16 protein-coding genes and 1 tRNA gene are annotated in these 22,777 nt (G+C 69.9%); 9 read left to right on the top strand and 8 right to left on the bottom strand.

The features are described 5' to 3' along the window. Positions 1-10: 10 nt before the first annotated feature. A complete protein-coding gene (locus ACFVVM_RS31770; RefSeq protein WP_387625875.1) occupies positions 11-475 on the bottom strand; it encodes a gamma-glutamylcyclotransferase in 465 nt (154 codons plus the stop codon). 210 nt (positions 476-685) lie between these two features. On the opposite strand from ACFVVM_RS31770, the gene ACFVVM_RS31775 reads away from it, so the two are divergent. From ACFVVM_RS31775 to ACFVVM_RS31795, 5 genes are all read left to right on the top strand, one after another. Next, the gene (locus tag ACFVVM_RS31775; RefSeq protein WP_387625877.1) at positions 686-2,086 is read left to right on the top strand and encodes an NAD(P)H-quinone dehydrogenase; all 1,401 of its coding nucleotides are present in this window, start codon (positions 686-688) and stop codon (positions 2,084-2,086) included. A 329-nt stretch (positions 2,087-2,415) separates the two neighbouring features. Beyond that, on the top strand, positions 2,416-3,399 hold the full coding sequence (locus ACFVVM_RS31780) for a hypothetical protein (protein ID WP_387625879.1): 984 nt from the start codon (positions 2,416-2,418) through the stop codon (positions 3,397-3,399). 630 nt (positions 3,400-4,029) lie between these two features. Beyond that, positions 4,030-5,025, top strand: a complete 996-nt coding sequence (locus tag ACFVVM_RS31785) for a hypothetical protein (RefSeq protein ID WP_387625881.1) — start codon at positions 4,030-4,032, stop codon at positions 5,023-5,025. Between the two features lie 91 nt (positions 5,026-5,116). Then, a complete protein-coding gene (locus ACFVVM_RS31790; RefSeq protein WP_387625883.1) occupies positions 5,117-6,292 on the top strand; it encodes a PLP-dependent aminotransferase family protein in 1,176 nt (391 codons plus the stop codon). 314 nt (positions 6,293-6,606) lie between these two features. Next, a complete protein-coding gene (locus ACFVVM_RS31795) occupies positions 6,607-7,518 on the top strand; it encodes an alpha/beta hydrolase (protein WP_387625885.1) in 912 nt (303 codons plus the stop codon). 134 nt (positions 7,519-7,652) lie between these two features. Here the strand turns inward: ACFVVM_RS31795 and ACFVVM_RS31800 are convergent, their stop codons facing one another. Both ACFVVM_RS31800 and glpK read right to left on the bottom strand, forming a co-directional pair. Then, entirely contained in the window at positions 7,653-8,270 is a 618-nt protein-coding gene (locus ACFVVM_RS31800) for a TetR/AcrR family transcriptional regulator (RefSeq protein ID WP_387625887.1), read from the bottom strand. Then, the gene (gene glpK, locus ACFVVM_RS31805) at positions 8,270-9,766 is read right to left on the bottom strand and encodes a glycerol kinase GlpK (protein WP_387625889.1); all 1,497 of its coding nucleotides are present in this window, start codon (positions 9,764-9,766) and stop codon (positions 8,270-8,272) included. Before glpK ends, ACFVVM_RS31800 begins: the two co-directional genes overlap by 1 nt. Positions 9,767-10,143: 377 nt before the next feature. Here glpK and glpD point away from each other — a divergent pair, with 377 nt between their 5' ends. Then, on the top strand, positions 10,144-11,934 hold the full coding sequence (gene glpD / locus ACFVVM_RS31810; protein ID WP_387625891.1) for a glycerol-3-phosphate dehydrogenase: 1,791 nt from the start codon (positions 10,144-10,146) through the stop codon (positions 11,932-11,934). A 275-nt stretch (positions 11,935-12,209) separates the two neighbouring features. Here glpD and ACFVVM_RS31815 read toward each other — a convergent pair whose 3' ends face one another. Together ACFVVM_RS31815 and ACFVVM_RS31820 are read right to left on the bottom strand one after the other, a co-directional pair. Next, the gene (locus ACFVVM_RS31815) at positions 12,210-12,989 is read right to left on the bottom strand and encodes an Fpg/Nei family DNA glycosylase (protein ID WP_387625893.1); all 780 of its coding nucleotides are present in this window, start codon (positions 12,987-12,989) and stop codon (positions 12,210-12,212) included. Positions 12,990-12,993: 4 nt separating this feature from the next. After that, the gene (locus ACFVVM_RS31820) at positions 12,994-17,979 is read right to left on the bottom strand and encodes a DEAD/DEAH box helicase (protein WP_387625895.1); all 4,986 of its coding nucleotides are present in this window, start codon (positions 17,977-17,979) and stop codon (positions 12,994-12,996) included. Positions 17,980-18,084: 105 nt separating this feature from the next. Between ACFVVM_RS31820 and ACFVVM_RS31825 the strand changes: the two genes are divergently transcribed. Continuing rightward, positions 18,085-18,630 carry a histidine phosphatase family protein gene (locus ACFVVM_RS31825; RefSeq protein WP_387625897.1) on the top strand — a complete coding sequence of 182 codons (546 nt, stop codon included), beginning with the start codon at positions 18,085-18,087 and terminating at the stop codon, positions 18,628-18,630. A gap of 44 nt (positions 18,631-18,674) precedes the next feature. Here the strand turns inward: ACFVVM_RS31825 and ACFVVM_RS31830 are convergent. Both ACFVVM_RS31830 and ACFVVM_RS31835 read right to left on the bottom strand, forming a co-directional pair. Next, a tRNA-Met gene (locus ACFVVM_RS31830) sits at positions 18,675-18,748 on the bottom strand. A gap of 52 nt (positions 18,749-18,800) precedes the next feature. Further along, the gene (locus ACFVVM_RS31835; protein ID WP_387625899.1) at positions 18,801-20,330 is read right to left on the bottom strand and encodes an aldehyde dehydrogenase family protein; all 1,530 of its coding nucleotides are present in this window, start codon (positions 20,328-20,330) and stop codon (positions 18,801-18,803) included. Positions 20,331-20,445: 115 nt separating this feature from the next. Between ACFVVM_RS31835 and ACFVVM_RS31840 the strand changes: the two genes are divergently transcribed. Both ACFVVM_RS31840 and lat read left to right on the top strand, forming a co-directional pair. After that, positions 20,446-20,898, top strand: a complete 453-nt coding sequence (locus ACFVVM_RS31840; RefSeq protein ID WP_071926582.1) for an Lrp/AsnC family transcriptional regulator — start codon at positions 20,446-20,448, stop codon at positions 20,896-20,898. A gap of 65 nt (positions 20,899-20,963) precedes the next feature. Beyond that, positions 20,964-22,304: an L-lysine 6-transaminase gene (gene lat, locus ACFVVM_RS31845; protein WP_387625902.1), complete on the top strand. Its 1,341-nt coding sequence runs from the start codon at positions 20,964-20,966 to the stop codon at positions 22,302-22,304. 117 nt (positions 22,305-22,421) lie between these two features. Here lat and ACFVVM_RS31850 read toward each other — a convergent pair whose 3' ends face one another. Next, entirely contained in the window at positions 22,422-22,766 is a 345-nt protein-coding gene (locus tag ACFVVM_RS31850) for a hypothetical protein (RefSeq protein ID WP_387625904.1), read from the bottom strand. Positions 22,767-22,777: the final 11 nt, after the last annotated feature.

Consider the following 22,777-nt stretch of genomic DNA (forward strand, 5'->3'; position numbering starts at 1 on the left):
ACGGAGTCACTCAGGCCGAACCCGGCCCGACGTTCTTGCTGTTGCGGGTGCGCAGGGCGTGGACGTATTCCTCGGGGGCGCCTGCTTTTTCGGCCGCGTCGGCGATGACGCCGATGTAGCGGGCCGAGGGGAGGCCGCCTTCGTAGGCATCGAGGACGTAGAGCCAGGCCAGGCGGGATTCGCCCTGGGTGCCGGTGACGCGCAGGCGGATCTTCTTGTGGATGCCGAAGTCCGAGCCCTCCCAGCGGTCGAGGCGGTCCTCGTCCTCGGGGGAGACGTCGTAGAGGACGACGAACACCCGGGAGCCCGGATCCTCGACGACGGTGGCCAACGGCCCTTCCCAGCCGATGTCGTCACCGGCGAAGGTCAGGCGCCAACCTTCCAGCCACCCGGTCCCGGACATGGGCGAATGCGGGCAGCGTTCCAGCATCTGCGTCGAGTCCATGTTGGACCCGTAGGCGGCATAGATCGGCACCTGAGGAACTGTAGCCAATAACAGCGGCGGAATTCCTGTCTCCCACCCAGATCGGCTCACCGTCACATTCGGCGACGACGTCGAACACGCCCGACGGTGTTCACCGAGCCGACCCGGCACCGTCACAACGCACCTGAAATGATGGGTCGACAGCACGGGCAGCCCTCACAAGGGGCAGCCCCGATCAGGCGAGCAACAGGAGCGTGACTGGTGGCACGGATTGCGATCATCGGTGGTGGACCGGCCGGATACGAGGCGGCGCTGGTGGCCGCCCAGCACGGGGCCTCGGTGACCCTGGTCGACGCCGACGGCATCGGTGGCGCCTGCGTGCTCTGGGATTGCGTGCCGTCGAAGACCTTCATCGCCTCCACCGGTCTGCGCACCGATCTGCGCCGCGCCCGCGACCTCGGCATCACCCTCGACGCGAGCCAGGCGCAGGTGCACCTGCCCGAGGTCAACGGGCGCGTGAAGGCGCTCGCGCTGGCCCAGTCCTCCGACATTCGCGCCAAGTTGCAGGCCGCGGGCGTGCAGTTGCTGGCCGGCCGGGGCGAATTGGTCGGTCCCGCCACCGGTTTGGCGCACCGGGTGCGTGCCGTCCTCGCCGACGGCAGCAGCGAGGAGTTCGAGGCCGAGGTGGTGCTCATCGCCACCGGCGCCAGCCCGCGCGTGCTGCCGGGCGCCGAACCCGACGGCGAGCGCATCCTGAACTGGCGTCAGCTCTACGACCTGCACGAACTGCCCGAGACGCTGGTGGTGGTCGGTTCCGGCGTCACCGGTGCCGAGTTCGTCTCCGCCTACACCGAGATGGGTGTGCGGGTGAAGCTGGTCTCGAGCCGCGACCGCGTGCTGCCCGGCGAGGACGCCGACGCGGCGCTCGTGCTCGAGGACGCCCTCGCCGAGCGCGGTGTGGAACTGGTCAAGCACGCGCGCGCCGACGCGGTGGAGCGCACCGCCGACGGCATCGTGGTGAAGCTGTCCGACGGGCGCACGGTGACCGGTTCGCATGCCCTGATGACCGTGGGCTCCACCCCGAACACCGATCAGCTCGGCCTCGACCGGGTCGGCATCGAACTCGATCGCGGCGGTTACCTTCGCGTCGACCGGGTCTCGCGCACCTCGGTGCCCGGCATCTACGCCGCGGGCGACTGCACCGGCCTGCTCCCGCTGGCCTCGGTGGCCGCCATGCAGGGCCGGATCGCGATGTACCACGCGCTGGGCGAGGGCGTGAGCCCGATCCGGTTGAAGACGGTGGCCTCGGCGGTGTTCACCCGGCCCGAGATCGCGACGGTCGGCGTGAGCCAGACCGCCATCGACGACGGTGAGGTCCCGGCGCGCACGGTGATGCTGCCGCTGAACACCAATCCGCGCGCGAAGATGTCGGGCCTGCGCCGCGGCTTCGTCAAGATCTTCTGCCGCCCGGCGACCGGTGTGGTGATCGGCGGCGTCGTGGTCGCGCCGATCGCCTCCGAACTGATCCTGCCGATCGCGCTCGCGGTGCAGAACAACCTCACCGTCACCGATCTGGCGCAGACCTTCTCGGTGTATCCGTCGCTGACCGGATCGGTCACCGAAGCGGGCCGTTTGCTGATGCGCCACGACGACCTGGACTGAGCCGTGGTTCCTCGAATGTGAGGTGGATCACCGGCATTCGAGGTTTCGAATTGTCCTGTTCGCCAACGGCAGTCGTCGATTCCCGGCCTCGGTCACAGCGGGTGTTTGCGCAGGCGGCGCCGGGCGACGCCGAAACCTACTGCTGCGTTGCCTGTCCCGCGCTCATGTGGTTGACTCACCGCCGAGGCGCGATCAGATTGTGATCGCGTGGTGGAGTAGTGGGGGATTCCCTCCGGGAAAGGGATAAGCGAAAAGTGAAGCATCGTAAGCCGAGTCGGGCGCAGCGAGCGATGGCGAGCACGTCGTTGCCCCTGGCTGCCGCGGCGGCCGTGGCAACCCTTCTTGCGGCTCCGGCCGGCGCGGTCCCCAGCGACCAGCCGACCACACCCGCCACCCCGGCGCCTGCGCAGCCGGGAACCGGAACGCCGTCTCAGGAGACCGAAGGTCCCGAGACTCCGGAGAACGTGAAGCCGGGCGAGAACAAGCCCGGTCAGACCAAGCCGACCCCGGCCCAGCCGGGTGTCACCAGCCCCGCGCCGGGTCAGCCGGAGGCCACGCCGGCCCGGCCGACGCCGAGCCAGCCGGGTGTCACCACCCCGCGTGTCGCGCCGCTGCCGGTGCCGGGCCAGTCCGCTCAGGACAAGCCCGCCGTCGCGACGGACGAAGAAGAAGAGGGCGCCACCGAGGCGGAGACCGTTCCCGGTGAAGAGGGCACCACGCCCGGCCGGCCGTCGCAGGCGCTGCCGACGCAGCCCACGCAGCCGACCGTGCCGTCCGATCAGGGCGTGACCGGCGAGGAAGCCGACACCGAGGGTCCGAGCACCCTGCTGCAGGAGCCGTCCTGGCAGGCCCCGCGCCTGGCCGACGCGCCGGCCGCGCCGGTCGTCGAGATGGAAGGCCCGCGCCAGGAAGTCGGCGTGACGGTCGACGCGGGCGGTCTGGTGCCCGGCGTGCTGGCCAACACCCATCACTACAACAACGCCTCCGGCTACGTCGGCACCATCGGGTACCGCACGCCGCAGGGCTTCGGTGACGCGGGCGTCTCGGTCGAGTACATCACCGAGAACTCGATCCAGGTCACCGCCTACAACGGTGGCGACGGCCGCGAGGACTTCACCACGGTCACCGTGCTCGACACCACCCAGGCCAACCTGGCCAAGGCCGCGGTCGAGAACTGGATCAAGGCGCAGCCGGGCGGTACGGCCGCGCTCGAGGCCGCCGCGCAGGCTACACTGCCCGTGCCGGGGGAGCTGCTTCAGACGGTGAACGTTGCGGGTGTCACCACCCAGTGGGGTGGCTCACTCCAGTACTGACACGCAGTACGTCGTGTGGGGCGGTCGGATGCGACCGCCCCACACGTGTGTCCTGGGAAAGGATTGGACTTGGGCACCGAGGGTGACGAGAACGAGCGTGGCGACCGACCCGCCGCGGAATTCGGTCCTCCCGTAAGCGATTTCGGGCCGCCGCTCGACGACGAAGGCTTCGGCGCGCCACTGGCCGCCACGCCACCGCCCGCTCCGCCGGGCGCGCTACCGGAGATGGGCTGGCGTCCGGCTGGTCCGCCGTCGGCCGCGCCCGGTCCTTTCGGCGCACCCACCTCCGGAACACCAAGTGCGCCAGGACCATTCGGTGCACCGACGTCCGGAACGCCCGGTCCGTTCGGTGCGCCGACATCCGGAACGCCCGCGCCATTCGGTTCGCCGGTGTCCGGAACACCCAGCGCGCCAGGCTCATTCGGCGCGCCGACGTCCGGTGAGCCAGGTCCGTTCGGTGCGCCCACGCCCGATCCGTCCAGCGCTCCCGAGCCGGGGCCGTTCGGCGCGCCGGTCGCCGGGCAGGCCCCAGCCGCTCCGCCCGCCGGTTCGACACCACCGCGTGCTCCGGTCCCGCCTCGACTGCCCCCGGACCGGCGATCCGCCCCGACCTCCGTCTTCGGTGACGCCGTGGCCTCCCCGCCCCCGGGGCGGGACGCCTCACCCTTCGGCGCACCCGTCACCCCGCACGACAGCTCGCCGTTCGGCGCGCCCACCGCGCCACCGGCCGACGCCACGGTCCGGATCGGCGGCGATCAGGCACCGCGGGGTGACAACTCCGCCTTCGGCGACTCACCCTTCGGCGATTCGGTCCCGGTGAGCTCCGACTCCGATCGCACCGAGGTGATCCGCCGCGAACGGCCCGGTCCGCGCGCCGAAGCGCCACCGTCGCCGGACTCCTCGCGTATCCCGGAAGCGCCCGAGACCGTGCGCACCCCGCTCGGCGACGAGCCGAGGTCCGCGGAGGACAAGGCCTGGTGGAACAGCCCCGACGAGGGTGGCGCGGTACCGAAGCCGCCCGCGGAAGCGGGACTGTCCTGGGCCGACGACCCGATCGCGCGCAGGCTCGCGCCCAAGACGCCGCCGCCGGCGCCGAGCGCGAAGAAGGAACCCGACAAGCGGATGCGCTGGATCGTCGGCGGTGCCGCGGCGGCCGTGCTGCTCGTGGTGGCGCTGGTGCTGACGATCGGCCTGGTCAAGCGGGGCGGCGGCGATCCCGGCGTGACCGCGGCGCCGATCCCGTCGGCGGTGTCGGCCACCGATTGCCAGGAGGTGGCCGAGCAGGCCGTCACCGTGGGCAACGGCCCCGGCGACACGTCCTCCGGCGCCAAGGCGATCCTCGGCTTCCAGTACGCCTTCTACGTCGACCGCTCCGGTGTGAAGGTGCGCGACTACGCGGCACCCGATGGTGACATCTCACCTGCCGAGACGATCCAGGCGGCGATCGACGAGCAGATCCCGGTCGGCGCGACGCACTGCGTGAAGATGCGCGAGACCAGCGAGGGTCGCTACGACGTGGAACTGCGGGAATGGCATCCCGACGGCACCGCGATCGTCTACAAGCAGGAGATCATCACCACCAACACCGACGGAAAGTGGCAGATCAAGACCATCGCCGCTCGGTAGTATCTCATTATTTGGGAATGGAATTTCATATTCTGGTCAGTGATATGCGATCGTGGAGCATCGCATCCCCTGGCGTTCCCGGAGGTTTCCCATGTCCCCGATCAGTCCCGCACTGGCAGGCAAGCTCGACGGCTTGCAGAGCTCCGCGATCAGGGACCTGCTCAAACTCACCGCGCGCGCCGACGTCATCAGCCTCGCGGGTGGCCTGCCCGACGCGGCGCTGATGCCGCGCGAGCGGATCGCCCTCGCCGCGCAGGCCGCGCTGGGTGATCCCGCCGTGCTGCAGTACACCGAGTCGCCCGGCCTGCCCGCGTTGCGCGCGGTGATCGCCGAGCGCGAGTCCGCCCGCATCGGGCGCGCGGTGCCGGTCGAGGAGGTGTTCGTCACCCACGGTTCGCAGCAGGCGCTGTCGCTGCTGTCCGAGGTGCTCATCGACCCCGGCGCGCTGGTGATCGTGGAGGATCCCGCGTATATCGGTGCGCTGCAAGTGTTCCGGGCCGCCGGGGCGCAGATCGTCGCCGTGCCGCTCGATGGTGACGGCATGCGCGTCGACGTCCTGGAAGACCTGCTGGCCGCTGGGGAGCGCCCCGCCGTCGTGCACACCGTCTCCAACTTCCACAACCCCGGCGGCGTCACGCTGGCTCCCGAACGCCGTCGCCGCCTGGCCGAACTGGCCGAGGCGCACGGCTTCTGGGTGATCGAGGACGACCCCTACGGCGAGCTCTGGTTCGACCAGCCCGCCCCCGCGCCCGTCGCGACCTACTCGCCGCAGGTCATCCGCCTGTCCAGCGTCTCCAAGATCCTCGCCCCCACCCTGCGCGTCGGCTGGCTGGTCGCCCCCGACCGCGTCTGTCGCGCCGTCGAACTCCTCAAACAGGGCGCCGACCTGTGCGGTTCCGCCCTCACCCACCGCATCACCGCCGACCTCCTCACCGACACCGACTGGCTCACCACCCACATCGACACCGTCCGCACCGCCTACGGCGCCCGCGCGAAGTCCCTGGTCGAAGCCGTCCGCACCACCTTCGGCGACCGCGTCCACTGCACCGACGCCACCGGCGGCATGTTCGTCTGGGCCGACTTCACCGACAACACCGACACCTCGGCCCTGCTCCCCACCGCATTGGAATCCGGCGTCGCCTACGTCCCCGGCGCCGCCTTCGCCGTCTCCGACGCCTACCGCACCTCCATGCGCCTGTGCTTCACCACCTCCGACGAGGCAACTCTCACCGAAGCGGTAACCAGACTGGCCACGGCCACCCGCTGAGTCCTACTCGCGGCGTTGCACGAAGCTGTCGAGCCTGCCCGCCGCGCATCCCGTCGTCAAGGTTTGACCATCGGATCTCGGAAGTCGCTGACCGCGTGTTCGACGGCTGGTGGGCATACCGGCCTCGCACGGGTGAAGGTGCGTGAGTCGGCGTTCTTCTTCTCGCAGATGTCTGCGGCAGAGCGGAAATGCGAGCACGGGTCGCAATGGGTCGCCATGGCGCCTGTTTTCGCTGTTCAGGGCGCCTTGGTGGTGTCGTGCTCGACCTTCGAATGCGAGTTGTCGCGGTGGGTTGGCGGCTCGATGCTGGAGGTATGGAGTATCTGAGTTATGCGCAGTTTCTGCCGCCGCGGTATCGGGCGGAGGTGATCGTCGAGCCTCGTTCCGAGTGGTGGGCGTGGCGGGGGCATCGGGTGCATGTTGCGCGGGCGGGCGGTACGGATGATCCCGTTCGGGCGCTGGCGTTGCACGGTGCCGGTGGGCATGCGGGGTTGGTGTGGCCGTTGTTGGGGATCGGTGCGGCAGAAGGGGTTTCGGTGGCGGCGTTGGATCTGCCGCTGTATGGCGACACCGTGGTGGACGATCCCGGTGGGGTGAGGTATCGCGACTGGGTCGACCTGGTCTGCGATTTCGTCGTGGCCGAGACCGAAGCCGATGATCGTCCGCTCGTGCTGTTCGGGGCGAGCGTGGGCGGGATGCTGGCCTACGAGGTGGCCGCGCGGACGGGGCGGGCGGCGCACGTCGTGGCGACCTGTCTGGCCGATCCCTCGGATCCGGCGATGCGGCGCGCGATGGCGCGGTGGTCGGTGACCGGGGCGGTGCCGCTGCCGGTCCTCGCCGCCACCGGCGCGGTGCTCGGGCGGGTGCGTCTCCCGGTCCGCTGGCTGGCCGACCTGGCGAACATGAGCCTCGATCCGGCGGTGTCACGGCACTGCGCGACCGATCCACGCGGCGGCGGTGTGCGGATCCCCCTCGGCTTCCTCGCGGACTTCCTGCGGTTCGAACACACTGCGCCGGAACGGTTCACAACCACACCGGTGACCCTGGTCCATCCGGCCGAGGACCGCTGGACCCCACCGGACCTGAGCCTGCGATTCCTCGACCGCATCAGCGCACCGACTCGGGCCGTGTTGCTCGAAGGCTGCGGACATTTCCCACTCGAAGAACCCGGCGTCACCCAGCTCGCGGACACGCTGCGGGAGCTACTGGTCGCGACTCGCCCCTGAGTCGCGTTCCGCGACGAGCACCTGGAGGTGCGCAAAGCGCTACCGGTTGCGCTCGTGGTTGTGGAGCGCCAGGTGGGTCGTTGGCCGGCCGGTTTGTTCGCCGCCGTGACGCCACCAGGTCAGCTGTTCGGGTGCTAGCGGTCGGATTCGTCATCCGGCGACGACTCGGCCGGGATCAAGGCCGTGGCCAGCGCGGTCAGCTCCTCGGCGCGCACGGAGTGCCGGGTGAGGACGCGGTGGACCTGTGCGTCGACCGCGTGGACCACGGTGCGGGCGGTGAGCAGGGGATCGGACCCGCCGCGGTCGCAGCGTCGCAGGTGGAATTCGATCTCGGCGACGAGGTGGTCCTCGAAGGCCTGCATCGCCGCGAGCTCGCCCGGCAGCCGCAGCGCGACCCGGTGCAGCAGGGCGTGCAGGGCGGGTCGCTCGCGGTGCAGGTCGGCGACCACCACCATGATCGCCCGCATGCTCTCGTCGAAGGGTGGCTCGTCGGCGCGCAGCTGGGCGAACACCGCACCCAGCTGCTGCCCGGCGTCGAGCAGGTGACGCTCGGCCAGGGCGTGCAGCATGGCTTCCTTGTTCGGAAAGTACTGGTAGAGCGTGCCGATCGAGAGTCCGGCGCGTTCGGCGATGCGGTTGGTCGTGGCCGTGATGCCCTCGCGGGAGAAGACCTGGGCCGCGGCTTCGAGCAGCGTGTCCACGGTCTGCCGGGAACGCTGCTGGCGCGGTGTCTTTCGTGGCCGGTCGTCCATCACGCCCAGTTGTAGGTGCGCTCGACGGCCTTGTTCCATTCGGTGAAGCGTTGGGCGCGTTCGGATTCCGGCATGGTCGGGGTCCAGGTGTGATCGGCGGACCAGTTGTCGCGGATCTCGTCGGTGCCCGACCAGTAGCCCACCGCCAGGCCGGCGGCGTAGGCGGCACCGAGGGCGGTGGTCTCGCGCACGACGGGGCGAACGACCGGGACGTCGAGGATGTCGGACTGGAATTGCATGAGCAGGTCGTTGCCGGTCATGCCGCCGTCGACCTTGAGGGTGGTCAGTTCCAGATCCAGCTGCTGGGCGGCGGCGTCGGCACGCATGGCGTCGACCACCTCGCGGGTCTGGAAGGCCGTCGATTCCAGGGCGGCGCGGGCCAGGTGGGCCTTGGTGACGAAGCGGGTGAGCCCGGCGATGACGCCGCGCGCGTCGGGCCGCCAGCGCGGGGCGAACAGGCCGGAGAAGGCGGGCACGAAATACGCGCCGCCGTTGTCGTCGACGCTGCGGGCCAGCGGTTCCACCTCCTCGGCCGAGGCGATGATGCCGAGATTGTCGCGCAGCCACTGCACCAGCGAGCCGGTGACGGCGATCGAACCTTCCAGCGCGTAGACCGCCGGTGCGTCGCCGAGCTGGTAGCAGGCGGTGGTGAGCAGGCCGTGCTTGCTGAACACCGGCGTCGTCCCGGTGTTGAGAAGCATGAAATTGCCGGTGCCGTAGGTGTTCTTGGCCTCGCCGGGCAGCAGGCACGCCTGGCCGAAAGTGGCGGCCTGCTGATCGCCGAGGATGCCCGCGACCGGCGCGCCCGCGAACGGTCCCTGGGTGATCTCGGCATAGACCTCCGAGGAGCTGCGGATCTGCGGGAGCAGCGACATCGGGATGTCGAACTCGGCGCAGATCTGCGAATCCCATTGCAAGGTACGTAGATCCATCAACATGGTGCGGGAGGCATTGGTGACGTCGGTGAGATGCTCGCCGGTCAGCTTCCACAGCACCCAGGTGTCCATGGTGCCGAAACACAGCTCGCCCGCCTCGGCCCGCGCGCGGACACCATCGACATTGTCCAGAATCCAGCGCAGTTTCGGCCCCGCGAAATAGGTCGACAGCGGCAGCCCCGTGCGGTCGGCGTACCGCTGCGGGCCCTGCTCACCGGCCAGTTCGGCGCACAGCTGATCGGTGCGGGTGTCCTGCCAGACGATGGCGTTGTACACCGGCTGCCCGGTGGCCCGGTCCCAGACCACGGTGGTCTCGCGCTGATTGGTGATCCCGATCGCCGCCAGATCTCCGGCCGAGCACCCGCTGTTGCCGAGCGCCGCCCCGAGCGCCCACTCGGTGTTGCGCCACATCTCCAGCGGATCGTGCTCCACCCACCCCGGCTTGGGGAAGATCTGCCGATGCTCCCGCTGCGCGGTCCCGACGATCCGGCCCTGCCGGTCGAAGACGATGCAGCGACTCGAAGTCGTGCCCTGATCGATGGCGGCCACATAGCGACGCATTGATGCAGGTTACCCAAGGACGGCCCCGCTCCGGGCCGCTGTGGCGAGCTTTGTCGTCGGCGATGAAGGAGGCGCTGACCGCGGGTAGGTGCGACAGGCCGCGCCCACCCGGATCTCGGAGTGCCCACACATCCGGTTGGGTCGGTGACAGCCTCCCGACCGGCCGATACGGGTCGGGCCAGTTCGATGTGCGGCACAGGTCAGGGGTGTCCGGTTCGGCGTGCGAGCCGAATTTCGTGACCGCGCCCCGCCGCGCACGTCCCGCGCGGGGATCGGGCACTACGTTTAGCCTGTAGACGGCGCCGGGGATGTGCTCCGGCGTTGCCCCACTGTCGACCGGGACCGGCCGAACCTCGGTCGGCGGCGAGGAGTCGAGCATGTCGCAGACACCGGAGTTTCCGTTCCTCAACCCTGGTGAGTTGGTCGCGGGCGGGAAACGGGACCGGCTCGGGCCGGGTCAGCTCGGGCCGGAGCATCGGCGCACCGCCTGGGAACGCCTCGGCAAGGACCAGTTCGACGTCCTGGTCATCGGCGGCGGCGTGGTCGGCGCCGGGATCGCCCTGGACGCGGCGACCCGCGGCCTCTCGGTCGCCCTGGTCGAGGCCCGCGATCTGGCCTCCGGAACGTCGAGCCGGTCGTCGAAGATGTTCCACGGCGGCCTGCGCTACCTCGAACAGCTCGAATTCGGCCTGGTCCGGGAGGCGTTGAAGGAGCGCGAGCTGGCACTGTCGACGCTGGCACCGCACCTGGTGAAGCCGCTGCGCTTCCTCTACCCGCTCACCCATCGCGTCTGGGAGCGCCCCTATGTCGCCGCCGGACTCACCCTCTACGACAGCATGGGCGGCGCGAAATCCGTTCCGGGACAGCATCATCTGACCCGTCACGGTGCGATGCGATTGGCGCCGGGACTGCGCAGGGACTCGCTGATCGGCGGGGTCACCTACTACGACACCGTTGTCGACGATGCCCGCCACACCATGACGGTGGCCCGCACCGCCGCGCACTACGGCGCGGTCATCCGCACCTCCACGCAGGTCGTCGGGCTGCTGCGCGAAGCCGACCGGGTGGTCGGGGTGAAGCTGCGTGACACCGAGGACGGGCGCACCGGCGAGGCACGCGCGAATGTGGTGATCAACGCGACCGGCGTGTGGACCGACGAGGTGCAGGGCCTGTCGAATCAACGCGGCCGATTCCATGTGCGCGCGTCCAAGGGCGTGCACATCGTGGTGCCGCGCGACCGGATCGTCAGCGACGCAGCCATCATCCTGCGCACCGCCACCTCGGTACTGTTCGTCATCCCGTGGGGCGCGCACTGGATCATCGGCACCACCGACACCGACTGGAACCTCGACCTGGCCCACCCCGCCGCCACCAAGGCCGATATCGACTACCTGCTCGACCGGGTCAACGAGGTGCTGGTCACCCCGCTCACCCACGCCGACATCGACGGCGTCTACGCGGGCCTGCGCCCACTGCTGGCCGGGGAGAGCGACGAGACCTCCAAGCTCTCGCGCGAACACGCGGTGGCCAGGGTCGCACCCGGCCTGGTGAGCATCGCGGGCGGCAAGTACACCACCTACCGGGTGATGGCCGCCGACGCGATGGACGAAGCGGCACAGGACATTCCGGCCCGCGTCTCGCCCTCGATCACCGAGAAGGTTGCCCTGCTCGGCGCCGACGGCTACTTCGCCCTGGTGAACCAGACCGTGCAGCTGGCCGAACACTACGGCGTGCACCCCTACCGCATGACCCACCTCCTCGACCGCTACGGCTCCGTCGTCGACGAGGTGCTCGCCATGGCCGCGGGCAAACCCGAACTGCTGCAACCGATCACCGACGCCCCGGCCTACCTGCAGGTCGAAGCGGTGTACGCGGCCGCCGCCGAGGGCGCCCTGCACCTCGACGACATCCTGGCCCGCCGCACCCGCATCTCGATCGAATACTCCGACCGCGGAGCCAATTGCGCCGAGCAGGTCGCCAATCTCGTTGCCCCCGTGCTGGGTTGGGATGCCGAGGACATCGACCGCGAGGTGTCGCTGTACCAGGCGCGGGTGCGCGCGGAGATCGAATCCCAGGCCGAGCCCGACGACAAGTCCGCCGACGCACTGCGCGCCGCCGCACCGGAACCCCGCCCGCAACTCCTGGAGCCGGTGCCCCAGGACCGCTGACGCGCGTCCGGCGCGACCGGTTGCCCCCCCCGGGTCGCCCGGATAACGACCTGGACGGTTGATCACCAGGCACTGGTGGCGTTCGCCTCTCGGGCGATGTTTGCCTGAGTGCCTGGTGATCAATCGTCCAACAGCGTGGCCCGCGGGCGCTGCGCCCGGCTCCGGGCGGCCCGGCGGGTTCGCCCGAGGTTCCGGCGAGCGGTCCGGGTGGTTTGTCCAGGTCGAGCGCGTTCCGTGGTTCGTGCGGTCGGCAGGGCAGCGTCGCGGGGCGGCGCTCAAGGGGTGGGGGTTGGCTGGCAGCGGGGGCAGAAGTAGATGCCGCGTTCGCGCTGGGTGATGCGGTCGGCGGGGTCGTCCTCGCCGAGGAGCCGGGAGACGATCGCGGTTCCGCAGCGTGGGCAGGGGCGGCGGGTGCGGCCGTAGACCATCGGTCGCCAGGGCGGCTCGTGGGCGGCTTTGCCGAGGACGCGGTGGGATTCGTCGACGAGGGCGGGCAGGTCGTCGATCTCGCCGACCGGGGTGGCGGGGTGGACGCGGCGCAGGAAGCAGATCTCGCTGCGGTAGATGTTGCCGATGCCCGCGAGATTGCGCTGGTCCAGCAGGGCGAGGCCGATCGCGCGGCGCGGGTACTCGGTGAGTCGGCGCAGCGCCTCGGCCGCGTCCCAGTTCGGGCCGAGCAGGTCGGGGCCGAGGTGGTCGATGACGGTGTGCTCCTCGGCGCGCCGCAGCACTTGGACCTTGCCGAGCGCGAAGCCGACCGCCTCGACCTCGTCGTTGGCGAGCACCAAACGCGCGGTGACCGGCGGTTTGGTCCAGCGTTGGCCGCAGTGGAACACCCGCCACTCGCCCTCCATCTTCAGGTGCGTGTGGATGCTCACCTGATCGGTGCGGATGAACAGGTGCTTGCCGTAGCTGCCGACCTCGGTGATCAGATCGCCGACCAGGTCGACCGTGGCGTAGCGGGGCACCCGGAAGTCGCTGCGCGTCAGGGTCTTGCCGACCAGTGCCGCGCGCAGCCGTTCCGCGGTGCGGAAGACGGTGTCGCCCTCGGGCATTCGGCTACACCTGCCTGCGCAGCCGCAGCCCGCGCGGGGTCACCGCGAAACCCGCCTCGACGAGATAGTCCACGAAGGCGTTGCCGTGCACGGTTTCCCCGTTGATCTTGTCGATGACCAGCGAGTCGACCCGGCGATCGCGGACCAGTCCGGCGAGCGCGTCGGCGGCGACGCGACGCAGCCCGGGGTCCTCGGTGAAGCTGAGCAGGGTCTTGCCGCCGCGCTCTAGGTAGAGCACCAGCTCACCACCGACCAGGACCACCAGCGCGCCCGCCTTGCGGCCCGGACGATGCCCGCCCTCGACATCGCCCTTGGGCCAGGGCAGTGCCGCGCCATAGGGATTGGCCGGGTCGCACGAAGCCAGGGCGAGCGCGACACCCACGCGAGAACCGTCCCGGTCGGTGTCGAAGGAACGCAACCGGTCGACGGTGTCGGTGGTGGAGAACTGGGCGCCGCCGAGTGTGTCGACGAAATAGCCGCGCCTGCACCGGCCGCGGTCCTCGAACTCGGTGAGGACCCGGTACATCAACGCGAAACCGCCGGGCACACCTTCGTTCTGGACCGAGCCCCTCGTCAGGATCCCGTACCGCTCGATGAGCTGGTCGGCCGTGGCGTGTGCGCGAACAGTGTTGTCCTGCACTCGTTCCGGAAGGATCGACCACCGTCCGGTGACATTCGGTGGACCCGTCCTGGTCGGCATCGACGGCCGGGGCAGGTACGCGCGCCCCCGAGGCGCCCGGCGCGGGGTGCGGTGTGCGGTGGTGCTGCGCGCGGTGCCCGACAGGAGGGCACGCACAGGCGCGAAGGTGTCACCGGAGACGTAACCAGCCCACACCAGTTGCCACAGCGCCTCGCCGACCGCCTTGTCGTCGAGCAGGCCGGTGGTATCGGCGAGCTGCCGGAAGAAGTACGCACCGCCGCCACGCAAGGTGGACGGGAGCCGCCGCGAAGTGTCTGGCCCGTTCTTCGGCCTGGTGTTGTTCGGCCCAGGGCTGCTCCGGTACGCGCCCTTCGGTTCGGTGCTCGTCGTGTCGTCGGGCTGCTGGATGCGAGCGGAGTTTCGCGGCCGTCCTTCGTGACGCTCGTTCGCAGCGGTGGGCGGTGGGGTGGTGTCCGGTGCGTCGAGGTTGATCGGGGGGTGCTGGTCGGCGGCTGGGGGCCACGGCTCCAGATCGGCGCCGAGGGCGGCGAGCAGGCCCAGTTGGGTGTCGGTGGGGTCGATGTCGTCGGGTGGGGGGAGAGTGAAGGGGGCCTGGTCGGCCAGGTGCAGGGCGATCCAGCCGTCGCGGGCGGTGATGGCGCCGTGGCCGGACCAGATCACCTCGCCGGTCGCCATCAGTTCGTCGAGCATGGCGGGGGAGTAGTCGCGGACCCGCGTCGGCAGGATCAGCGACTCCCAGGCCGAGGCCGGGATCGGTACGCCCGCAAGCTGTTCCACCACGGTGGCGACGCCGTCGACGCCGCGCAGTTCGCCCGAACCCACGTGCTGCCAGGCGGGCAGGAACCGGCCGAACGCGGCGGTGGACACCGGTTCCACCTCGTGTCGCGCAGCGGCCAGTGAGCGGCGGCGCAGGCGGCGCAGCACCTGGGCATCACACCACTCGGTACCTGCCGTGTCGGGCGTGAATTCGCCTTCCACCACCCGCTTCTCGGCCAGCAGCCGATGCAGCGCGGTCACCGCGACCGCCGTGCCGAGTCCGAATCGGGCGGCCACATCGGCGGTGGTGAACGGCGCGTGCGTGCGGGCATACCGGCCGACGAGATCACCGAGCGGATCGGGCACCGGCTCGATGAACGCCGCGGGCACCCCGATCGGCAACGGCACCCCGAGCGCGTCCCGCAGTCGCGCCGCATCCTCCACCGCCACCCACCAGGTGCGCCCCGCGAACGAGACCTCCAGTGCCCGGCGCGCATCCCGCAGTTCGGCGAACCAGGCGGGGGCATCGGATTCGCTGAGCGGAGAGTCATCGATTCGGGAGCGCTCGTCGGCCCCGCCGGAATCCCCGTCTCGCTCCGCGTCGACGGTGCCATTGCCTGCGACAGGGTCGGCGCCCCGGGGGTCATCGGCAGAGATGGTGGCCCCACCACGTGGCACGCATCGCGCGGCCGCCTCCTCCGGGGTCAGCGGGCCGAGGAGGCGCAGGAGGTCGGCGAGGCCCTCGGCGTCGCGGGCGTGGCGTTCGGGGGTGAGGCGTTGGAGTTCGCGTTCGGTGAGGGCGATGACCTCGGGATCGAGGAGCTCCCGGAGTTCGACGCGGCCGAGGAGTTCGGCGAGCAGGCTGGAGTCCAATGCCAGTGCGGCGGCGCGGCGTTCGGCCAGTGGGCTGTCGCCGTCGTAGAGGAACTGGCCGATGTAGGAGAACAGCAGGGCGTTGGCGAAGGGGGACGGGCTCGCGGTCTCGACCTCGATCATCCGCACCTCGCGGCGGGCGACCTTGGTGAGCAGGTCACGCAGCGAGGGCAGGTCGTACACATCGCGCAGACATTCGCGCACCGTCTCCAGCAGGATCGGGAACTGCGGGAATTTGCGTGCCACATCGAGCAATTGGGCCGAGCGCTGCCGCTGCTGCCAGAGCGGAGCCCGCTTGCCGGGGTCACGGCGGGGGAGCAGCAGCGCGCGGGCGGCGCACTCGCGGAACCGCGAGGCGAACAGCGCCGAACCGCCCACCTGCTCGGTGACGAGGTCGTCGATCTCGTCGGGTTCGAAGGCGAACAGTTCCGCGCCGGGTGGTTCGTCGGTGGTGTCGGGCAACCGCACCACGATGCCGTCATCGGATGCGGTCGGCGCGGCATCCACCCCGAACCGCTCCTGCAACCGAGCCCCCACCGCCAACGCCCACGGCGCATGCACCGGAGTGCCGTACGGCGAGTGCAGAACCAGTCGCCAGTCACCGAGTTCGTCCCGGAACCGTTCGACGACCAGGGTCCGATCGGTGGGCAGCTGCCCGGTGGCGGTGCGTTGCTCCTCGAGCAGCCCCACCAGATTCGCGGTCGCGTTCTGATCCAGCCCGGCAGTCCGCACCAGGTCATCCAGCCGAGAACCGGACTTGCCCAGCTCCCCGAGAGCAACCCCATCACGCGACGTCGCCTCGGTGGTGGTGCCGTCGCGGCCCATGCCCGCCACGATTCGGGTCATGTCGTCGGCCGACACCTGTCCGGCCGTGCGCACGAATTCGCCCAGGGCAGCGCCGAGTTCGGCGGGGCGGCCCAGGCCGTCGCCGTGCCAGAACGGGAGGCGGCCGGGGAGGCCGAAGGCGGGGGAGACCAGGACCCTGTCGAAGGTGATCTCCTCGATGCGCCAGCTGGTGGCGCCGAGGGCGAACACATCGCCCACCCGGGACTCGTAGACCATCTCCTCGTCGAGTTCACCCACCCGCGAACCCTTTTCGCCCACCATGAACACCGCGAACATGCCGCGGTCGGGGATGGCGCCGCCGGAGGTGACGGCGAGGCGCTGGGCGCCGGGGCGGCCGGTGAGGGTGCCGGCGTCGCGGTCCCACACCACGCGCGGGCGCAGTTCGGCGAACTCGTCGGAGGGATAGCGCCCGGACAGCAGGTCGAGCACCGATTCGTAGGCCGAGCGGGGGAGGTTGGCGTAGCTGCCGGTCGAGCGGACGATGTCGAACCACGCGTCGACATCGATGGGTTCGAGCGCGCACGCGGCGACGGTCTGCTGGGCGAGGATGTCGAGTGGGTGTGCGGGAATCTGCAGCAGCTCGATCTGGCCGTTCAGCATGCGCTGCGCGGCCACGGTGCAGTGGATGACATCGGTGCGATGCTTGGGGAACAGCACGCCCCGCGAGATCTCACCCACCTGGTGCCCGGCGCGACCCACTCGTTGCAGGCCACTGGCCACCGACGGCGGCGCCTCCACCTGCACCACGAGGTCGACCGCACCCATGTCGATGCCGAGTTCGAGGCTGCTGGTCGCCACCACACAGCGCAGCCGACCGGTCTTGAGATCGTCCTCGATGATCGCCCGCTGCTCCTTGCTGACCGACCCGTGATGGGCCCGCGCCAGCAGTTGCTCCGCGCCGTGGATCACCTCGGTGGACGGCCCGAGCTGCGCGGGCGGCTTGTGCTCGGTCGCCACCGGCTCACCGAGCCGGACCGCGTACGCCTCGTTGAGCCGCGCGGTCAACCGTTCGGCGAGCCGCCGCGAGTTCGCGAACACGATCGAGGACCGATGCTCGAGCACCAGGTCGACGATGGCCTCGTCGACATGCGGCCAGATCGAGCCCGGCTGGTCGGAATCGCCAGGATCGGTCATGTCGGCCACCGGGACCCGCACCGACAGGTCGAAGGTCTTCGGCGCGGGCGGTCGCACGATGGTGATCGGCGCGTTCCCCACGAGGAACCGGCCGACCTCCTCCGGCGGCCGCACCGTCGCCGACAGCCCGATCCGCTGTGCAGGCCGCTCGGTGAGCTGATCCAGCCGGGCCAGCGACAGTGCGAGGTGCGCGCCACGCTTGGTCCCCGCGATGGCGTGCACCTCGTCCACGATCACGGTGTTCACCTGCGCGAGCGTCTCCCTGGCCGCGGAGGTCAGCAACAGGAACAGCGACTCGGGCGTGGTGATGAGAATGTCGGGCGGAGTCCGCTGCATCGCCCGCCGCTGCGCCGCCGGAGTATCACCCGACCGCACCCCCACCGAGATCTCCGGCGGATCCAGCCCCAACCGCTTGGCCGTCTGCGTCACCCCCACCAGCGGCGCCCGCAGATTCCGCTCCACATCCACCGCCAACGCCTTCAACGGCGACACATACAGCACCGACGTCCCCCGCACCTCCCCCGACTCCACCGGCCCCCGCTGCGCCAACTGATCAATCGCCCACAAAAACGCCGACAACGTCTTCCCCGACCCCGTCGGCGCGATCACCAGCGTGTTCTCCCCACCCGCAATCGCCTCCCACGCCCCGACCTGCGCCGCCGTCGCCCCGGGGAAGGCGCCGTCGAACCACTGCGCAGTAGCAGGCGAGAACCGATCCATGCCCTCAGTGTGCACCGCCCCACCGACAATCCCGCGGACCCACCGACCTGCGCTCGGTGGTGGTGGGTGCCGTCGAAAATGTGACCGACGCTACTCTGGATTCTCGTGCAAACGGTGCTGAGAGTCGATCTGGTCGGCCATGGCCTTACCGAGGCGGTACGTAAGGCGCGTTTTCCTGTTGACGAACCACTGGACGAGGCCGGGCGGGTGGCGTTGCGGGCCTGTGTGCCGCTGGCGGGGGCGCGGGTGCGGACCGGGCCGGAGCGGCGGGCGCGGGAGACGGCGGAGGCGCTGGGGTTGGTGGGGGAGCCGGACTCGCGGTTGCGGGATCTCGACGCGGGGGCGTGGCGGGGGAGTGAGATGGGTGATCTGGCACAGGATCAGCTGTTCTCCTGGCTCACCGATCCCGAATTCCGTGGGCACGGCGGCGAATCGGTGACCGATCTGGTGGACCGGGTGCGGTTCTGGCTGGCCGAGATCGCCTCCTCGGGCCATGACACGGTCGCGGTGACGCATCCGGCGGTGATCAGGGCGGCGGTGCTCGTCGTGCTCGACGCACCGGCGAAGTCGTTCTGGCGCACCGACATCGCCCCGGCGAGCATCACCCGGCTGCACCACCGAGGCCACTGGACGCTGCGAATGGGCGGATGAACGACGAAGGCCCCGGAGTCGAAACTCCGGGGCCTTCGTCGTAGTAGCGGGAACAGGATTTGAACCTGCGACCTCTGGGTTATGAGCCCAGCGAGCTACCGAGCTGCTCCATCCCGCGTCGTAAACACCACTCTACACGGCACGGGGTGGATGACGAAATCGGTTCCTGATCAGCCGAAATGTATCCCCTGGGCCAGCGGGAGCTCGCTGGAGTAGTTGACCGTGTTGGTGGCCCTGCGCATGTAGGCCTTCCAGGAATCGGAACCGGATTCGCGCCCACCGCCGGTGTTCTTCTCGCCACCGAACGCGCCACCGATCTCCGCGCCCGAGGTGCCGATGTTGACATTGGCGATGCCGCAGTCCGAGCCGTCCGCGGACAGGAAACGCTCGGCCTCACGCTGGTCGAGGGTGAAGACCGACGACGAAAGCCCCTGGGAGACATCGTTGTTGAGCGCGATGGCGGTGTCGAAATCGTCGTAGGTGAGGACGTAGAGGATCGGCGCGAAGGTCTCCTCGCGCACCAGCTCGGTCTGCCTCGGCATCCGGACCAGTGCGGGCCGCGCGTAGTAGGCGTCGGGCCCGATCAAGGCGACTCGTTCACCGCCGCAGACGATCTCGCCACCTTCCTGCCTGGCCTGCAACAGCGCCTCCTGCATCGCGGTGAAGGCACGCTCGTCGATCAGCGGCCCGACCAGCACCCCCTCGTCGAGCGGACTACCCACGCGCAGTTGGGTATACGCCGCCGCGAGCCGCCCGACCACCTCGTCGGCGATCGACCGGTGCACGATCAACCGGCGCAGACTCGTACAGCGCTGCCCCGCCGTGCCCGCCGCCGCGAAGACGATGCCGCGCACCGCCAGGTCCAGATCCGCGCTCGGCGCCACGATCGCGGCATTGTTGCCGCCCAGTTCGAGCAGGCACCGGCCGAACCGCGCCGCCACCCTGGGCGCGACGGCCGCGCCCATCCGCACCGAGCCGGTCGCACTGAGCAGCGCTACGCGTGGATCGTCGACGAGCGCGTGGCCGACCGCGGCATCGCCCTGAACCAGCTGGTGCACTTCCGGATTCGCGCCGACATCGACCGCGGCGCGCCGCAGCAGCGTGTGGCAGGCCAGCGCGGTCAGCGGGGTGGTCTCCGAGGGCTTCCACACCACCGTGTCACCGCAGACCAACGCGATCGCGGTGTTCCACGCCCACACCGCCACCGGGAAGTTGAACGCCGAGATCACCCCGACCACGCCGAGTGGATGCCAGGTTTCCATGAGCCGATGGCCGGGGCGCTCGGAAGGCATTGTCGCGCCGTAGAGTTGGCGCGACAGACCGATCGCGAACTCGCAGACGTCGATCATCTCCTGCACCTCGCCGAGCGCTTCGGCGCCGATCTTGCCCGCTTCCAGCGTCACCAGCTCGGCCAGCTCACCCTGATGGGCAACCAGCAGTTCGGCCAACCGGCGCACCAGTCCGGCGCGCACCGGCGCGGGCACCGTGCGCCAGGCGGGGAAAGCGCCTGCCGCCCGGCCGATCGCGGCGTCGACGGTGGTCGGGGTGTCGATGGTCAGCGGCAACAGGATGCCGCCGGAGATCGGCGAGCGTGCGAGCAGCGTGCCGGGCGTCGGCAGTTCGGCGCCCATGCCGTGCAGCAACGCCCTGGCGCGCAACGACAGCTGCTCGGAGAAGTGCTCGGTCACGGTCTGAGTCATCGCCTGTTCACCTTCTACTGGTTGGTACGGCTCACGGAAAAGTTCGGTCGAATTCAGTGGGGGAACAGGAAGAAGTCTTGCCCGCGCGACCCCCGTGCTGGGTTAGCCTTCGCTGATGGCGGATACACCGGCTCGGCCCCAGCTCGACGACATCGATCGACTATTGATCAAAGAACTGATGAGCGATGGTCGCGCCACGTTGTCGAATCTGGCCGAGAAGGCCAGCCTCTCGGTCTCGGCGGTGCAGTCGCGGGTGCGCAGGCTCGAGGCGCGCGGGGTGATCCGCGGCTACGCGGCGCACGTGGATCCCGAAGCGCTCGGACACCTGCTGTCGGCATTCGTCGCGATCACTCCTCTCGACCCGTCCCAGCCCGATGACGCGCCCGCATTGTTGCAGCACATCCCCGGCATCGAGGCGTGCCACTCGGTGGCGGGCGAGGAGAGCTACGTCCTGCTGGTTCGGGTGGCCTCACCGCGGCATCTGGAACAGCTGCTGCAGGAGATCAGAGCCACTGCCAACGTGCGGACGCGCAGCACCATCATCCTGCAGACATTCTACGACAGGTAACGATTCTTCGTAATAAATCCACGAAAACGTGGAGGTTCCGTAAATATTTGCGTACCCTCGGGAACGTGACCATCGAACTGGAGCGCCCCGGCGCGGCGGTCACCCCCGCCAACCGGGTCCACGAAATCCTGTCCTCGCACATCCTCGCGGACGGCTTCGACCTTGTGCTCGACCTGCACAAGTCACATGGCCGCACGCTCATCGACGAGATCAACGGCACGGCCTATCTGGACATGTTCGGCTTCTTCGCCTCCAACGCGCTCGGGATGAACCACCCCGCGCTGGCCGGTGACGAACGCTTCCTCGCCGAACTGGCCACCGCCGCGCTGAACAAGCCGAGCAACTCCGACATCTACACCGTGGAGATGGCCCGCTTCGTCGACACCTTCGCCCGCGTCCTCGGTGATCCGCAGTTACCGCACCTGTTCTTCGTCGACGGTGGTGCGCTCGCGGTCGAGAACGCGCTCAAGGTCGCCTTCGACTGGAAGAGCAGGCACAACGAAGCGCACGGCCGCGCACCGGAACTGGGCACCAAGGTGCTGCACCTGACCGGCGCCTTCCACGGCCGCAGCGGGTACACGATGTCGCTCACCAACACCGATCCGGTCAAGACCGCGCGCTTCCCGAAATTCGACTGGCCGCGCATCGACACCCCGCACACCTTCGCCGGCCCCGACATCGCCGCACTCGAAGCCCGCGCCATCGCCCAGGCCGCCCAGGCCTTCGCCGACCATCCGCACGACATCGCCTGCTTCATCGCCGAGCCGATCCAGGGCGAAGGGGGCGACCGGCACCTGCGCCCGGAATTCCTCGGCGCCATGCAGCGGCTGTGCCACGACAACGACGCGCTGTTCGTCCTCGACGAGGTGCAGACCGGCGTCGGCATGACCGGAACCACCTGGGCCTACCAGCAATTGGGGCTCGCGCCCGATGTGGTCGCCTTCGGGAAGAAGACCCAGGTCTGCGGGATCATGGCAGGCGGGCGGGTCGACGAGGTGGCCGACAACGTCTTCCACGTGAGCTCACGGCTCAACTCCACCTGGGGCGGCAACCTCACCGACATGGTGCGGACCCGGCGGATTCTCGAAGTGCTGGAACGCGATCGGCTGATCGAGCGGGCCGGGCCGCTGGGCGCGTTCCTGCGCGATCAGCTCGGCCAGCTCGCCGCCGCCCATCCCGGCGCGGTGAGCGAGGTGCGTGGTCGCGGGCTGATGTGCGCGATCACGCTGGCCACGCCGGACCTGCGCGATCGGGTGGTGACGGTGATGCGGGAGCGCCAGCACGTGCTGCTGCTCGGCACGGGCGAGCGGGGTATTCGGTTCCGGCCGCCGCTGACGGTGACCGAGGAGGAACTCGTGCGGGCGGTTGACGCGCTGGACGCGGTGCTCATGCGAGAACCGGTGTAGGACAACCGCATCCCGCAGTTTCGCGCCACCGCGGCTTCGACACACTTGTCGCCGCGGTGGCGCTACTGGGCGTCTACGAGCCGCTGAGCGCGTGTGTCGCGGGTATCGGGACGATGGTCAGGCCGAGGCGACGGTGAGGCCGAGGGCTCCTGCGACGAAACGGTGGACCGAGGCCAGGCCGGCGGCCAGTGCCTCGTCCTCGCCGGGGCGGGCCCAGCCGGTGACGGTCGCGGTGTTGTCCGGGCCCGGTGTCACGCCGATCTCGGCGACCAGTTCGGCCGTGGTGGGGACGCAGACCGCCCAGGAGAAGTGGGATTCGTCGGCCCACTGGGTGGAGCGGGTGGTGACGTAGTCGGGGTCGGTGATGCCGCCGTCGGCCAGGGCTGGGCGATCGTCGATGCGTTCGTCGGCGCGCAGGGCGCGCAGGTACCAGGACCCTGCGTTGATCTCGATCGGTTCCACGGGGCGAGCAT

Source organism: Nocardia sp. NPDC058176 (assembly GCF_042883805.1).
In the GTDB taxonomy this organism is placed as follows: Bacteria; Actinomycetota; Actinomycetes; order Mycobacteriales; family Mycobacteriaceae; genus Nocardia.

What these genes read in the sequence shown, in the direction of transcription:
- ACFVVM_RS31820 (WP_387625895.1), bottom strand. Translation starts at nt 17,979, where the DNA reads ATGGATCGGTTCTCGCCTGCTACTGCGCAGTGGTTCGACGGCGCCTTC.
- ACFVVM_RS31815 (WP_387625893.1), bottom strand. Translation starts at nt 12,989, where the DNA reads ATGCCCGAGGGCGACACCGTCTTCCGCACCGCGGAACGGCTGCGCGCG.
- ACFVVM_RS31800 (WP_387625887.1), bottom strand. Translation starts at nt 8,270, where the DNA reads ATGGACGACCGGCCACGAAAGACACCGCGCCAGCAGCGTTCCCGGCAG.
- ACFVVM_RS31840 (WP_071926582.1), top strand. Translation starts at nt 20,446, where the DNA reads ATGGCGGATACACCGGCTCGGCCCCAGCTCGACGACATCGATCGACTA.
- glpD (WP_387625891.1), top strand. Translation starts at nt 10,144, where the DNA reads ATGTCGCAGACACCGGAGTTTCCGTTCCTCAACCCTGGTGAGTTGGTC.
- ACFVVM_RS31795 (WP_387625885.1), top strand. Translation starts at nt 6,607, where the DNA reads ATGGAGTATCTGAGTTATGCGCAGTTTCTGCCGCCGCGGTATCGGGCG.
- ACFVVM_RS31835 (WP_387625899.1), bottom strand. Translation starts at nt 20,330, where the DNA reads ATGACTCAGACCGTGACCGAGCACTTCTCCGAGCAGCTGTCGTTGCGC.
- ACFVVM_RS31790 (WP_387625883.1), top strand. Translation starts at nt 5,117, where the DNA reads ATGTCCCCGATCAGTCCCGCACTGGCAGGCAAGCTCGACGGCTTGCAG.
- glpK (WP_387625889.1), bottom strand. Translation starts at nt 9,766, where the DNA reads ATGCGTCGCTATGTGGCCGCCATCGATCAGGGCACGACTTCGAGTCGC.